Genomic DNA, 13,979 nt, shown 5'->3' with positions numbered 1-13,979 from the left:
TCAACCCTCGCGGTCGGGGAGCAGAGCGCCGGTCAGCCTACCGGCCCGGCCATCTTCCCATCGGCCCGCCGATCGGGACATGGCCCTTCGAGCGGCGCTTGAGGGCACGGGGTGGCCGCAGGGCCGCTTTTCGCACCACGAGCGCCCCCCCTGCCACCACCGGGACCGGGCAGCCCCAGCGGTGACGGAGGGCACGAAAACGGCGGGGCCGCCCCCGTTCGGGGGCGGCCCCGCCGTCAGGCCCGGGGTGGGCGACTCAGCTGAACGAGTCGCCGCAGGCGCAGGAACTGCCCGCGTTCGGGTTGTCGATGGTGAAGCCCTGAGCGTCGATCCGGTCGGCGAAGTCGATCGTGGCGCCGGTCAGGTAGGGGGCGCTCATCCGGTCGACGACGACCTCGACGCCACCGAAGTCGCTGACGATGTCCCCGTCGAGGGAACGCTCGTCGAAGAAGAGCTGGTACCGCAGGCCGGAGCAGCCGCCCGGCTGCACCGCGACCCGGAGCCGCAGGTCTTGGCGGCCCTCCTGCTCGATCAGGGCCTTGACCTTCTGCGCCGCGACCTCGGTGAGGACGACGGTCGTGGGGGCCTTGGCCTCGGTCGGGTCGGTCTGCGCTGGCGTGGTCACGTGGAATTCTCCCTGCGCGCGTCGGTGTGGTCTCTCCTGGCCAACGTGCTCGCCGGTCCAGTGATTCCCACTGTGGTCCAGGTCTGATTGTAGGCCGCTCCGGGCCGGGGCGGCCCGGTCGGCGGTGGGTCGGCGGCTCCACCAGCGGATGAACCCGCGACCGTCACCGGCTCCACTGCCCGGCCAGCCGGGCACCCAGCGCCCGCAGGCCCTCCGCCGGGCGGCTCATCGCCGCCTCCACCCCACCGTGTTCCTCGCCACCGAAGTGTTCCACGAGGCTGTACGCGTCGGTCACCCCGGCCGAGGCGGCCTCCCGCCGGCCGGTGCTGACCCGGCCGGCCACCACCACGCAGGGCACCCCCCGGTCCCGGGCCGCGCCGGCCACCCCGGCGACCACCTTGCCGCGCAGCGACTGGTGGTCGAAGGAGCCCTCCCCGGTGATCACCAGATCCACCGCGTCCAACGCGTTCTCCAGGCCGATCGCCCGGGTCACCAGCCCGATGCCGGACTCGCACCGGCCGCCGAGGGCGAGCACCGCCGCGCCGAGCCCACCGGCCGCACCGCCGCCGGGCAGCGCGCCGAGCCCGGCCGGGCAGCCCGGCAGGTCCTTCTCCAGTACGCCGGCGAACCGTTCCAACGCCGCGTCGAGCAGCAGCACGTCCTGTCGGCTGGCCCCCTTCTGCGGGCCGTAGACGTTGCTCGCCCCGTGCAGCCCGAGCAGCGGATTGTCCACGTCCGTGGCGGCGACCAGGGTGGCGTCGCGCAGGCGGGGCGTCCCGTCCAGGGTGGCGACGGCGGCCAGCGCCGCTCCGCCGTACGGCAGCGCCCGGCCCGCGTCGTCGAGCGGGGTCGCCCCGAGCGCGGCGAACATGCCGGCGCCGGCGTCGTTGGTGCCGGAGCCGCCCAGCCCGATCACCACCGTCCGCGCGCCGTGCTCCACGGCGGCGGTGACGAGCAGTCCCAGCCCGTACGAGGTGGTGGTCTTCGGGTCCCGCTCGTCGGCGCCGAGCAGGTGCAGCCCGCAGGCCTGGGCACTCTCCAGGTACGCGGTCCCGTCCTCGGTGAGCAGGAACTCCCCGGTCGTCGGGCGGCCCAGCGGGTCGACCGTCGGCACCGGCACCCGCCGGCCGCCGAGCGCGTCGGCGAGGACCGCGACGAAACCGGGCCCACCGTCGGCGAGGGGTCGGATGAGGAGTTCGTCACCATGGGCGACCTCACGCCAGCCGGTGGCCACCGCCTGGGCGACCTCCTGAGCCGGCAGGGTGCCGGCGAACTTGTCCGGACAGAGCAGCACACGCATGCCCAGCAGTGTGGCAGCCCACATCCGGGAAGGCTGCGCCGTGGCCACGCTGTGGGACCATGGGTTCGTGACTTCGACCTGGGTGGAACCCTCCAACACCGCGACGGCGCTGCTCCTGCTCGGCCGGGGCAGTGACCCCGCCACCGAGCGTGGCGTGGAGTGTCCGGGTGACCTGCCCGCGCCGAGCGACCCCGATCTGGTGGCCCGCGCGGCGGCGGCCAAGGCGGCGTTGGGCGACAAGGTCTTCGTGCTGGGCCACCACTACCAGCGTGACGAGGTGATCCAGTTCGCCGACGTGACCGGCGACTCGTTCAAGCTGGCCCGGGAGGCGGCGGCCCGTCCGGACGCCGAGTACATCGTCTTCTGCGGTGTGCACTTCATGGCGGAGAGCGCCGACATCCTCACCACGGACACCCAGAAGGTGGTCCTGCCCGACCTGGCCGCCGGTTGCTCGATGGCGGACATGGCGGTGCTCTCGCAGGTGGAGACGGCCTGGGACGTGCTGACCGAGCTGGGGATCGCCGCGGACACCGTCCCGGTGACGTACATGAACTCCTCGGCCGACATCAAGGGCTTCGTCGGCCGCAACGGCGGGGTGGTCTGCACCTCGTCGAACGCCAAGCGGGCCCTGGACTGGGCGTACGAGCAGGGCTCGAAGGTGTTCTTCCTGCCCGACCAGCACCTCGGCCGGAACACCGCCGTGCTGGAGATGGGCTTCTCGCTGGACGACTGCGTGCTCTACGACCCGCACCGCCCGAACGGCGGGCTCACCCCGGAGCAGCTGCGTGACGCGCGGATGATCCTGTGGCGGGGGCACTGCTCGGTGCACGGCCGGTTCACCCTGGACAGCGTCGACGACGTACGCCGGCGGGTGCCGGGGGTCAACGTGCTGGTGCACCCGGAGTGCCGGCACGAGGTGGTCACCGCCGCCGACTTCGTCGGCTCCACCGAGTACATCATCAAGGCCATCGAGGCGGCCCCGGCCGGCTCGGCCTGGGCGGTCGGCACCGAGCTGAACCTGGTCCGCCGGCTCGCCCTGGCCCACCCGGACAAGCAGGTCATGTTCCTCGACAAGGCGGTCTGCTACTGCTCGACGATGAACCGGATCGACCTGCCGCACCTGGTGTGGGCGCTGGAAGAGCTGGTCGCCGGCCGGGTGGTCAACCAGATCACCGTCGACCGGGACACCGCGCACCACGCCCGGGTCGCCCTGGACCAGATGCTGGCCCTGCCCGGGGCCTGACGACCGCCGGTGACGTGGGGTGCGGTTACGTACCCCCCTCACCGTTTCACGGCATCCGATGCGGTCTGCCCGAGTCATTCTCGTCACCGAGGGCTATGCTGCCCGAGCGACGACTGAGCGAGCCGTTTACCACCGGCCGCAGTCCGGGTAGCGACGAGTCGCCGGCCCCTCAATCACCCCACACGGCAGCACCGACGCGCTGGAGGTTGCGTTGACCAACGACGTCCTGGTCGTACACGGAGGGACTCCGCTCGAAGGGCGGATCCGCGTGCGCGGCGCGAAGAACCTGGTCTCCAAGGCGATGGTCGCCGCCCTGCTCGGCGACAGCCCGAGCCGGCTCTTCGACGTACCGAAGATCCGGGACGTCGAGGTGGTGCGGGGCCTGCTCGGCCTGCACGGCGTGAAGGTCAGCGACGGCCAGGAGGATGGCGAGCTGGTCTTCGACCCGGCGAACGTGGAGAGTGCCAGCACCGACCAGATCAACGTGCACGCCGGTTCGAGCCGGATCCCGATCCTGTTCTGCGGTCCGCTGCTGCACCGCCTCGGTCACGCGTTCATTCCCGACCTGGGCGGCTGCCACATCGGCCCCCGCCCGATCGACTTCCACCTCCAGGCGCTGCGCGAGTTCGGCGCGACGGTCGAGAAGACCCCGGAGGGGCTGCACCTGTCCGCGCCGAACGGCCTGCACGGCACCAAGTTCGCGCTGCCGTACCCGAGCGTGGGCGCGACCGAGCAGGTGCTGCTGACCGCGGTGATGGCCGAGGGGGTCACCGAGCTGCGCAACGCGGCGGTGGAGCCGGAGATCATCGACCTGATCTGCGTGCTCCAGAAGATGGGCGCGATCATCAAGGTGCACACCGACCGGGTGATCGAGATCCAGGGCGTGCCGAAGCTGCACGGCTACACCCACCGGCCGATCCCGGACCGGATCGAGGCGGCGAGCTGGGCGGCGGCGGCACTGGCCACCCGGGGGCACGTCGAGGTGCTCGGCGCGCAGCAGGCCGACATGATGACCTTCCTGAACGTCTTCCGCTCGGTCGGCGGCGAGTACGAGGTCACCGACACCCGTCCGCCCCGGTTGGGCGACCTGGGCCAGGAGGGCGGCATCCGGTTCTGGCACCCGGGCGGCGAGCTGCACGCCACCGCGCTGGAGACCGACGTGCACCCCGGCTTCATGACCGACTGGCAGCAGCCGCTGGTGGTCGCGCTGACCCAGGCCCGGGGCCTGTCGATCGTCCACGAGACGGTCTACGAGCAGCGGCTCGGCTACACCGAGGCGCTCAACTCGATGGGCGCGAACATCCAGGTCTACCGGGACTGCCTGGGCGGCACCCCGTGCCGCTTCGGCCGACGCAACTTCAAGCACTCCGCGGTGATCGCCGGCCCGAGCAAGCTGCACGCCGCCGACCTGGTCATCCCGGACCTGCGCGCCGGGTTCAGCCACCTGATCGCGGCGCTCGCCGCCGAGGGCACCTCCCGGGTCTACGGCGTCGACCTGATCAACCGGGGCTACGAGGACTTCGAGGCGAAGCTCGCCGACCTCGGCGCGCACGTCGAGCGTCCGACGGCGTAGCCGACGCCGCACCGAACCGCCGGGGCGGGCGGCGGGCCCGATGCCGTTGCCGCGCCCCGTCGTCTTCCGGGCGTACGGGTCGGGTGAACCGCCCCCGAGGGCGTAAGCTGCCGCCCCCCCGTGGGCGCCGGTGCACCGTGATGTGCACCGGCCGCCGACGGTTGGCTACCCTTCACCACGTGCCCTCGCTGTTTCGCCGCAAGTCCACCGCCGTCGTCGACGACGCCGTCACCGAGGTGACGGCGGACGAGACGTCCGATTCCGCCCGCCCGCGCGGCTACACGCCCGCCAAGGGTCGGGAAACCCCGAAGCGCCCCACGGCCAACCGCCGGGTCGCCGCGGCCTCCAAGCCGTTGAGCAAGGAAGAGGCCAAGGAGCGGCGTCGCCGGCTGCGGGCCGAGGCGGCGGAGGAGTTCCGTCGCGAGGGCGGCCCCCGTGACCGGGGGCCGGAACGGCTGCTGGCCCGCAACGTCGTCGACTCGCGGCGTACCGTCGGCACCTGGTTCTTCGGCGGCGCGCTGGTCGTGCTGATCGGCTCGTCGGCGGCGATGCCGCCGACCGTGCGCCTGGTGTCGAACGTGCTCTGGGCGGCGCTGGCGATCGGTGTGGTGATCGACTCGATCCTGATCAGCCGCAAGATCAAGAAGCTGGTCCGTGAGCGCTTCCCCACCACCGGACAGCGGATGGGCTCGCTCTACCTCTACGCCATCATGCGCTCGATCACCTTCCGCAAGATGCGTGCCCCCGGCCCCCGGGTGAACCTGGGCGACCCGATCTGAGTTGGTGGTCGGGGCCCCCTGACACCGACCGCACACCACCCGGTGCGCCCGTACGGCGCTGCGCTCAGCCGGGGCGGGGGGTGCGGTAGAGGCGGGCGACCACGTCCTCGATGTCCGGTTCGACGATCGAGATGTCGCGGAGGGTGGCCAGCCCGGCCAGGCCGGCGACCACCTCGGCCGCGCCGGCCGACTCCAGCGCGTAGACCAGCCGGTGCCCGTCCGCCTCCACCCGCTGCAACGGCGCGCCGGGCAGCGTCGGCGGCTCGGGCAGGGCCACGTCCAGCTCGGCCACGATCATCCGGCGGGATCCGTACCGGCTGTGCAGGGCGGCGATCGAGCCGTCGTGCACCACCCGACCGTGGTCGATCACCACCAGCCGGCGGCAGAGCCGCTCGATGTCGGCCAGGTCGTGCGTGGTCAGCACCAGTGTGGTGTCCCCGGCGCGGCCCAGCTCGGCGAGGAAACCCCGGACCGCCTGCCGGCTGACCACGTCCAGCCCGATGGTCGGCTCGTCGAGAAAGAGCACCTGCGGGCCGTGCAGCAGGGCGGCGGTCAGCTCCCCGCGCATCCGCTGGCCGAGGGAGAGCTGACGGACCGGGACGTCCAGGAAGGCGTCCAGGTCGAGCAGGTCCCGGCAGCGGCGCAGCCGCGCGGCGTGCGCGGCGGCCGGCACCCGGTAGACGTGCCGCAGCAGGTCGAACGAGTCGCGCAGCGGCAGGTCCCACCAGAGCTGGGAGCGCTGCCCGAAGACCACGCCGATGCGCAGGGCGAGCCGGGTCCGCCGGGCGACCGGTGGCAGACCACAGACCCGCACCTCACCGGCGGTGGGGGTGAGCACGCCGGTGAGCATCTTCAGCGTGGTCGACTTGCCGGCCCCGTTCGGGCCGATGTAGCCGAGCATCTCGCCCTGTTCCACCCGCAGGTCGACGCCGTCGACGGCGGTGACGGTCCGCTTCTGCCGGCGCAGCCGTCCGGCGCGGACCCGCACGGTGAACTCCTTGCGCAGCGCGTGTGCCTCGATCACGGTCGTGCTCATGACCCCGTACTCCGGTAGTGTCGGACGCCGATCCGCCAGGCCGTGCCGGCGATCGCGGCGGCCACCACCGCGATACCCGGCGCGGCCCAGCCCACCCAGCCCGGCAGGCCGAGCGGGTCGTCCCGGCCGAGCAGCGCCAGCGCCGGGTGGTAGCTGACGAAGGCGAAGCCGAGACCGTACGCGAAGACGGCACGGAACCAGCCGTCGAAGACCGTGATCGGGTACGAGGTGAAGTCCCGGCCACCGTAGGTGACCGAGTTGGCCAGTTCCCCCGACTCGACCCAGTAGAACGCGACCGTCGCGGTGGCCACGAAGACCGACCCGAAGAAGACCGCTCCGGCCAGTGGGGCGACGACCACCAGCGCCACCCGGGCCGGGGTCCACTCGATCCCGGCCGTGCCGACCGCCACCACCAGCACGGCCAGCCCGAAGACCACCCGGGAGACCTTGCGCAGCGGCAGGTCCATCAGCAGCAGTTGCGGGAGCGCGCCGAGCGGGCGCAGCAGCACCGTGTCGAACAGGCCGGTACGCACGTACCGGGTCAGCCGTTCGATGTTGCCGACCAGCAGGTCGGCGGTGGCGAACGAGCAGGCGGAGAGGGCGACCATCACGAACGTCTCGCGCAGGGTGAAGCCGCCCAGTTCCCGGGTCACGCCGAAGAGGACGAAGACGGTGAGCACGTCGAAGACGGTGGCCCCGACGTTGCCGACCAGGTCCACGGTGAACGACACCCGGTACGCGGTCTGCGACCTTGCCTGCGCGCCGAGCAGCGCCCGGTACGCGCGAAGCGTCGTGCCGGCCGGGTCAGCCACCCTGCACCACCAGCCGACGCTCGGCCCGACGCTGCACCAGCCGGCAGGCCACCAGGATCAGCACCGTCCAGACCACCTGCACCCCGACCAGGCCGAACGAGATGAGCGGCGGATCGACCTCGACCAGCACGTCGAGCGGGGCCTGGAAGAGACTCGGGAACGGGGTGACGATCCACAGCGTCTGGTAGAACCCCTCGGGCAGGAAGCGCAGCGGGAAGTAGAGCCCGGCCAGCAGGCCCGAGGCGAGCGTCCAGAGGATCATCGAACCGCGGATGTCGTGCAGCCAGTAGGCGGTGGCGTTGACCAGGTACCGGCAGCCGAAGCTGGCCACCACCGCCAGCAGCACCGACAGCGGGAACAGCAGCGCGGTGGACCAGCGGGCCGGCAGGTAGACCTCGAAGAAGAGCGGGCCGACCAGCACCGGCGGCAGCAGGCGGGCCAGCACCGCGTACCCGGCACGGCCCAGGTCGGTGGCGAGGTGACTGGTCACCGGGTCGACCGGCCGGAGCAGGTCGCTGACCACGTCGCCGGTGCGGATCCGGTCGGCCAGCTCGGTCCAGCCCCAGAGCAGGACGACGGCGAGCAGCCCCTGCCCCATCCAGACGTAGGTGGCGAGCCGGGCCGGGTCGTAGCCGGCGACCGAGCCGGCCTCGCGGGCCACGGCGAGCAGCAGGTAGCACCGGAGGAATCCGAAGACGGTGTTGGTGACCACCCCGGCCACCGCGGCCTGCCGATACGTGGCGTGGCGACGAAAGCCCGATCCGGCTATCGCAGCAAATGTCCGAAACCTTAGGATAACGTTTGAGTGCCGGGCCGGTCCCACAGTGGCGGTGACGGAGCCCACGCCGTTACCCTCCTTCCGCAGCCACGCAGTGCCGGACCGGGCGACTTTACCGACACGCCCGGGCTGCCAGCGCGACAATTTCCGACGAGGTGACACCGCCGTGAGCGACCGACGCGATCCGGCTCCCCGGGCGCGGCGCGCGGGCGGGCGGAAGGTCACCGGATGAGCGGGTACGAACGCTGGCGCGACCAGGCCGAACCGTCCTGGATGGTCGAGCCGACCACCGAGTGGCACCCCCAGTTCCCGGGGCAGCGCTACCCCGGCGACATCGGCATCCAGCAGGTCCCGTTCCGCGGCGACCGGCACCGCGCCACCGGCCGGGCCGAGGTCCTTCCCCTGGTGCCGCTCGACCGGGACGGCCGGTACCGGCGCGCGCCGCTCTGGGACGACCACGGCGACCCCGACGGGCAGGACTGGCACGGCCGGCGGGACGAGTACCGGTCCCCGGTCGACGACCCGTACGCCCGGCCGCCCGCCGGATGGCCACCACCACCGGACCGCCGCCCGGTGGAGCCGCCCCCGACCCCGCAGTGGCGGAGCGGTCCCCCGGCCGACCCGCCCCGCGCCGACCTCCGGCACCAGCCGCCCGGATGGACGATCGACCGCGACCGGCAGCGGGACCGGGAGTCGGACCGACCCGTCGGCTGGCACGGCGACCACCCCCGGCAGGGCCCCGACGGGTGGACCACACCGACCCGCGACCCCCGACCGTCCCCACCGGTGTCCCCCGCACCCCGCGCCGAGCCGGGTTGGCTGCCGGAGCCCGGGGAGCACCCCCCGTACGGCGGACGCCGGCACGCCGGGTCCCAGGAGCCGTCGTACGGCGCGCACCGGCACGACCCGCCCGACGAGCCACCGTACGGCGCCCGCCGCATCGATCCGCCGGACGCCGCACGCTGGCACGATCCGACCGAGCATCGCGGTCACCCGGCGCCCCACCGCCCGGCACCCGGATCCGACCCGTCCGCGCGTCCGGTGCCCCGGCCCGACGGCTTCGCGCACACCGGGCCGGGTCACGACCGTCCGGACGGCGGGGCGGACGGCTGGCGACACGGCTGGCCCCCGCACCCCGCCCCGGCCCCGGAGCCGTTCCGGCCGCCGGTCGGTCCACCCGCGCCGCCCGCCGACACCGCCTCCCCCTGGTCCGACCGCCCGGCCACCGGGCCCGACCGGCGGTGGTCCACCGAACACCACTCCGCAGACGACGACCGCCACTCCCGTCCGCAGTGGGCCCGGGACGAGATCCGCGCCTACCCCCGGCAGCCCACCGGGCGGGACGAGGGGTCGGCACGTCCACCGTGGTCGGACGGTCGGGGCGAGCCCGCTCCCCGCGCCCGGAACTGGTCCCCGGCCGACGACGAGACCACCCAGGCGTGGTCCCACCCGGGACGGCCGGGCCCCGTCGGGGCCGCCCGGCCGCAGCCGCACGACGAGACCGGGCACGTGCGACCGGGGAACCCGCCGCAGGATGCCCGACCGCGCCCCTGGACCACGCCCGAGGGCACCCACCCGCCGTCCCGGACCGCTCCGGACGACGTCCGACCGGCGAACGCACCCGAGGATGCCCGGACGCGGCCAGAGGCCGTACCGGACCCGGTCCGCTCCCGGTCGTGGGACGCAGCCGACGGGGTCGGGCCCCGGGCGCGGGAGGTACCGGACGGTGTCGGGGCCCGACCGTGGGAGGCGCGGCCCGAGGAGCCGGCCGCCACCCGGGCCCGGCAGGAGTGGTCCTCCGAGGTCGAGGACACCGCCCGCATCGGGCCGGCCGCCCGGTCGGCGGCACGGGGCGAGCAGTACGTTCCCGACGAGGAACGCCTGACGGCCGAGGATCTGCGCCCGGTCGCGCCGCCGCCGGAGGAAACACCCACCACGTCGACCGTGCCGCCGACGCCCGCCCCGGCCAGCGACGCCACCGTGCCCCCGCCGGAGGCTGGCGCAGCCGCTCCCGTACCGGCCGACGGTGGAGCCGCGTTCCCACCGGTCACCGCGCCGCCTCCCGGTGGGCTGCGCCTGGAGTTCCTGCCCTCCCCCGGGACGACGCCCGGCCCCGGACGATTCACCGACGACGGTCAGCCCGCCCCGGAGCCGGTGCGCCCTGCGCCGGCAGTGGACACCGAGCGGTCCGAGGCGGGACCGGGCCACGGTCGCTCCCCGTCCGGGTCACCCTCGATCACGGGCGAACCGGAGACGGTACCCGCACCCGACCGCCCCGCGCCGGACACTGCGGACGTCGTCCCCGGTCCGTCGGGGGGCCAGCCCGCCGACGGACCGGGCGGCCGGGTCGACGCGGACACCGCGCACACCACATCCGTCGTACCGGCGGACGACGCCCGCCCGCGCCCCGACCGCCCGACGGACAGCCTTCTCGGCACGCTGGATCCGGCCACCGGCACCGAGGAACCGTCGAGGACGGCCACGCTCGAACCGGTGACCGGCACCGCCGACGCCCGTCCGGATCCGGACCCGCTCTCGACGGAACCGGAACCGGACGTCCGGGACCGGCCCGACGCGGTCAGGGCCGGGCAGCCGACGGCACCGGACGGTACCGGCGACGAACCGGCGCAGAAGGGCTCCGGCTCCGACTCGGACTTCGGTGATCGCAGCGGCAGCGACGGCGGCACCGAACGTCAGACCGCGCTCCGGGACCTCGACCAGGAACGGGCACCGGACGAGCCGGCCGACACTCCGGCGGGCGATGCGACCGCTCCGGCAACGGAAGCGGGCAGCACGGTGCAGGCCGACGGGACCGGCACCGCGCCGGAGACCGTCGACCCGGTGCAGACCGACACGGCCGCCCCGGTGCGGGAACCGGTCGGCACGGTGGAGGTCGACGCGGTGGAGGTCGACGCGGTGGAGGTCGACGCGGTGGAGGTCGACGCGGTCGACGCCGCACCGGAGACGGTCGACACGGCCGGACCGGCCGGCGACGGGGCCGACGACGTCGACCCGGTACCGGTGGCCAGGCCGGTTTCTCCTGCCCCTGCGCTGGCCCTGCCGCTCCCCGCCACGCCCGCTCCGAGCACGCCCGGAACCGCGCCACCGGCCGCCCCCGTTTCCGGGCCGCCTGCGGCCGACGTGCTCGTGCCCACGGTCTCCGTCGTGCCCACCCCCGCACTGCCGGTGGTCGACCCGCCCGCATCGCCACCACCGGCGCACGACGCGCCCGGGTCGACCCCGCCGGCAGGCGCACCGTCAACGCCCGCCGCGCCGGTGTCCGCGCCGCCGGTTTCGGCCGCGCTGTCGAGGGTGGAGGATCCGGTAGGGAGCGAGCCGCCCGCCGAGTCCGACGCACCGCCGACGGTCGACGCGCCCGTCTCCGCACCGCCGGTCTTCGCGGCGCCGGTCTCCGCACCGCCCGTTCCCGCACCGCCGGTCTTCGCGGCGCCGGTCTCCGCACCGCCCGTTCCCGCACCGCCGGTCTCCGCACCGCCCGTCTCCGCACCGCCCGTCTCCGCCCCACCGGTCTCTGCACCGCCGGTGACCGCGACGACGGCTCCGGACCCACCGGCCGCGGTGCCGGGGGCCGGGATCCGGGCTACGGAGCAGGCCGTGGGAGCTTCGCCGGTCGGGCTGGCGGCGCCCGCCGGTTGGCCCGCCCCGGTCAGCACCGCGTCTGGCACGACACCACCGTCCGTCGGTCCGCCGTCGACGCCGACCGCTTCCACGCCGTCGGATGCACCGCCGCCGGTTTCGGCCGATCCACAGGGGGCGGACGCCTGGTTCCGTCCGAAGCAACCGGTACGTCCCTCGCCGCCGCCTCCGTCGACGTCCGAACCGGCCCGCGGACACATGGCGGCCGGTGCCCCACCGGCACCCGTTCCCGGCCCGGCCGGGCCGCCGGCCGTGCCCTCCGCATCCCCGGTTTCGGCACCTCCCGCCTTCCGGCCCGTCGTCGCGCCCGGCAGCACCCCGGTTGCCGGCCCGCCGGAACGTCCCGGCCCGGTGGCGGCGGATCGGCCGATGTCCGCCGCGCCGTCGCCGCCCGAGGCCACCGCGCCCGGGTTCCGGGCGACCGTCGCACCACCGTCCGCTCCGCCGGTGCCGGCGAATCCGGTACGGCCGAATCCGGAGTCGCCCGCCGGGCCGATCTCCGCACCACCGGCCTTCACCGCCACCGGGCCGCCCGCCCGGCCGATCTCCGCACCACCGGCCTTCACCGCCACCGGGCCGCCCGCCCGGCCGATCTCCGCACCCCCCGGACAGCCCGCCGCTCCGGCGCCGCACCGGCCCGTCTCCGGACCGCCACACCGGCCCATCTCCGGACCGCCGCACCGGCCCGTCTCCGCAGCGCCGCACCGGCCGATTTCCGGGCCGCCGCACCGGCCGATCTCCGGGCCGGCCGGTCAGTCTCCGTTCGCGTCGTCGGCCGGGTGGCAGCGAGGCGGCGACGGTCCGCCACCGAGCTGGACGGATCCCTCCCGGTCCGACCCGGAGCAGTGGTTGGCCGGACGCCGCTGGCCGCTGCACCCGCAGACCCTGCGGGAGGTGGTCGACGGGCCGGACGCCCTCCGGGAGGTCCGGTACCGCCTCACCGGGAAGCTGGACCATGCCCCGGACGACCGTTCGCGGGCCCGGCTGCTCAGCCTCCGGGCGGTGGTCAACCGGCTGTTGGGCGACCTCGACGACGCGCTCGACGACGGGCGACTCGCCCTGACCCACGCCGAGGCCACCGGCGAGCTGCGGCGCACCGCGCTGGTGCAGGCCCGGCTGGCCCGGGTGCTCCACTGGCGGGGCGAGTTCGCCGAGGCCGACCGGCTCCTCACCGAGGCCGACTCCCCGGAACTGCCCGACCGGCTCCGGGCCACCCTGCACGAGCACCTCGCCCGATCCTGCTACGAGCAGGGGCGGCACGTGGAGGCCTGCCAGCACTTCGAGCAGGCCCTGGACCTGCGTCGGGGCGAGGACCGCGAGCTGATCGCGCGAACCGAGGTGGCGCTGGACGCGGTCCTCGCGAAGGCCGCCACGGAGGGCTTCGGACCGCTGCCCCGGGCCCGTGAGGAGATCCTCCGGACCCGTCGACCCCCGCTGCCGACCCTCGACGAGGAACGGCAGCTCTGGGGGTACGCCGACGCCGACGGCGAGCTGGTCGTGGCCGCCGGGTACGCCGAGGTGCAGCCGTTCCGCGAGGGGGTCGCCTGGGTACGCCGTCCGGACGTCGACGGCTGGGAGCTGATCGACGATACCGGGGCGACCCTGATCGAGCCGTCCTACCTCGACGTCCGCTCGTTCTCCGACGGCCTGGCCTGGGTCCTGCCGGACACCTCCGGCGGCTGGCAGGCGGTCGACACCGCCGACCGGGTGGTCCTTCCGTCGCGTTTCGACGACGTGCGACCGTTCCGACGCGGGGTGGCGGTGGTCCGGGTCGACGACGCCTGGGGTGCGGTCGACCGGTCCGGGCGGATGGTGGTGCCCCCGAGGTACGACGGCTTCACCACCCCGCTCGCCGACGGGCGGTACGTCGACGGTTTCACCGACGAGGGGCTGGCCGTGGTGGATCTCGGCGGCCGGCGAGGGGTGCTGGACCGGTCCGGTCGGGCGGTCGTCGCGCCGGAGCACGACGCGGTGGTCGTCCACCCGGTCGCCTTCCTGATCCGGGACCCGGCCGGCCGGTGGGGTGCGCTGGACCGACGTGGCGAGCCGCTGATCGAGCCGGTACACGGCAGTCGGGACCGGCTGACGGCGGAGATCGACCACCTGCTCGCGGACACCGAACCGCTGCTCTGAGCGACCCCGCCGCGCCGGGGCGTCCCCTCGGGCGGGGTGGGAT

Annotated in this window: 9 protein-coding genes; 4 read left to right on the top strand and 5 right to left on the bottom strand. The window is 74.5% G+C overall.

Annotated elements, in window-relative coordinates:
* Positions 1-256: 256 nt before the first annotated feature.
* A complete protein-coding gene (gene erpA / locus AB0F58_RS10880; protein ID WP_357141144.1) occupies positions 257-625 on the bottom strand; it encodes an iron-sulfur cluster insertion protein ErpA in 369 nt (122 codons plus the stop codon).
* 163 nt (positions 626-788) lie between these two features.
* Positions 789-1,949 carry a glycerate kinase gene (locus AB0F58_RS10875; RefSeq protein WP_357141141.1) on the bottom strand — a complete coding sequence of 387 codons (1,161 nt, stop codon included), beginning with the start codon at positions 1,947-1,949 and terminating at the stop codon, positions 789-791.
* Between the two features lie 43 nt (positions 1,950-1,992).
* Between AB0F58_RS10875 and nadA the strand changes: the two genes are divergently transcribed.
* The 3 genes from nadA (at position 1,993) to AB0F58_RS10860 (ending at position 5,520) form a co-directional block, all read left to right on the top strand.
* A complete protein-coding gene (nadA, locus tag AB0F58_RS10870) occupies positions 1,993-3,168 on the top strand; it encodes a quinolinate synthase NadA (protein WP_357141138.1) in 1,176 nt (391 codons plus the stop codon).
* A gap of 211 nt (positions 3,169-3,379) precedes the next feature.
* On the top strand, positions 3,380-4,741 hold the full coding sequence (gene murA, locus AB0F58_RS10865; protein ID WP_357141135.1) for a UDP-N-acetylglucosamine 1-carboxyvinyltransferase: 1,362 nt from the start codon (positions 3,380-3,382) through the stop codon (positions 4,739-4,741).
* Positions 4,742-4,881: 140 nt separating this feature from the next.
* Positions 4,882-5,520, top strand: coding sequence for a DUF3043 domain-containing protein (locus AB0F58_RS10860; RefSeq protein ID WP_357141132.1), 639 nt, complete (start codon positions 4,882-4,884; stop codon positions 5,518-5,520).
* Positions 5,521-5,584: 64 nt separating this feature from the next.
* Here the strand turns inward: AB0F58_RS10860 and AB0F58_RS10855 are convergent, their stop codons facing one another.
* The 3 genes from AB0F58_RS10855 to AB0F58_RS10845 are packed head-to-tail and all read right to left on the bottom strand — an operon-like array spanning position 5,585 to position 8,080.
* Positions 5,585-6,556 (bottom strand): ATP-binding cassette domain-containing protein, encoded by a 972-nt coding sequence (locus AB0F58_RS10855; protein ID WP_357141128.1) that lies wholly within the window; start codon positions 6,554-6,556, stop codon positions 5,585-5,587.
* Positions 6,553-7,368 (bottom strand): ABC-2 family transporter protein, encoded by an 816-nt coding sequence (locus tag AB0F58_RS10850; protein ID WP_357141125.1) that lies wholly within the window; start codon positions 7,366-7,368, stop codon positions 6,553-6,555. The genes AB0F58_RS10855 and AB0F58_RS10850 overlap by 4 nt, the downstream gene beginning before the upstream one ends.
* Positions 7,361-8,080: an ABC-2 family transporter protein gene (locus tag AB0F58_RS10845; protein WP_357141122.1), complete on the bottom strand. Its 720-nt coding sequence runs from the start codon at positions 8,078-8,080 to the stop codon at positions 7,361-7,363. The genes AB0F58_RS10850 and AB0F58_RS10845 overlap by 8 nt, the downstream gene beginning before the upstream one ends.
* A 294-nt stretch (positions 8,081-8,374) precedes the next feature.
* Between AB0F58_RS10845 and AB0F58_RS10840 the strand changes: the two genes are divergently transcribed.
* Positions 8,375-13,936 (top strand): WG repeat-containing protein, encoded by a 5,562-nt coding sequence (locus AB0F58_RS10840; RefSeq protein WP_357141119.1) that lies wholly within the window; start codon positions 8,375-8,377, stop codon positions 13,934-13,936.
* Positions 13,937-13,979: the final 43 nt, after the last annotated feature.

Source organism: Micromonospora sp. NPDC023956, from assembly GCF_040639195.1.
In the GTDB taxonomy this organism is placed as follows: Bacteria; Actinomycetota; Actinomycetes; order Mycobacteriales; family Micromonosporaceae; genus Micromonospora.
Note: the sequence above shows the minus strand (reverse complement) of the source record. Positions and strands in the feature narration are given on the sequence as shown.

Bases quoted from the DNA above. Each gene is read 5' to 3' on its own strand.
- AB0F58_RS10840 (WP_357141119.1), top strand. From the start codon at position 8,375: ATGAGCGGGTACGAACGCTGGCGCGACCAGGCCGAACCGTCCTGGATG.
- AB0F58_RS10860 (WP_357141132.1), top strand. From the start codon at position 4,882: ATGTGCACCGGCCGCCGACGGTTGGCTACCCTTCACCACGTGCCCTCG.
- AB0F58_RS10855 (WP_357141128.1), bottom strand. From the start codon at position 6,556: ATGAGCACGACCGTGATCGAGGCACACGCGCTGCGCAAGGAGTTCACC.
- AB0F58_RS10875 (WP_357141141.1), bottom strand. From the start codon at position 1,949: ATGTGGGCTGCCACACTGCTGGGCATGCGTGTGCTGCTCTGTCCGGAC.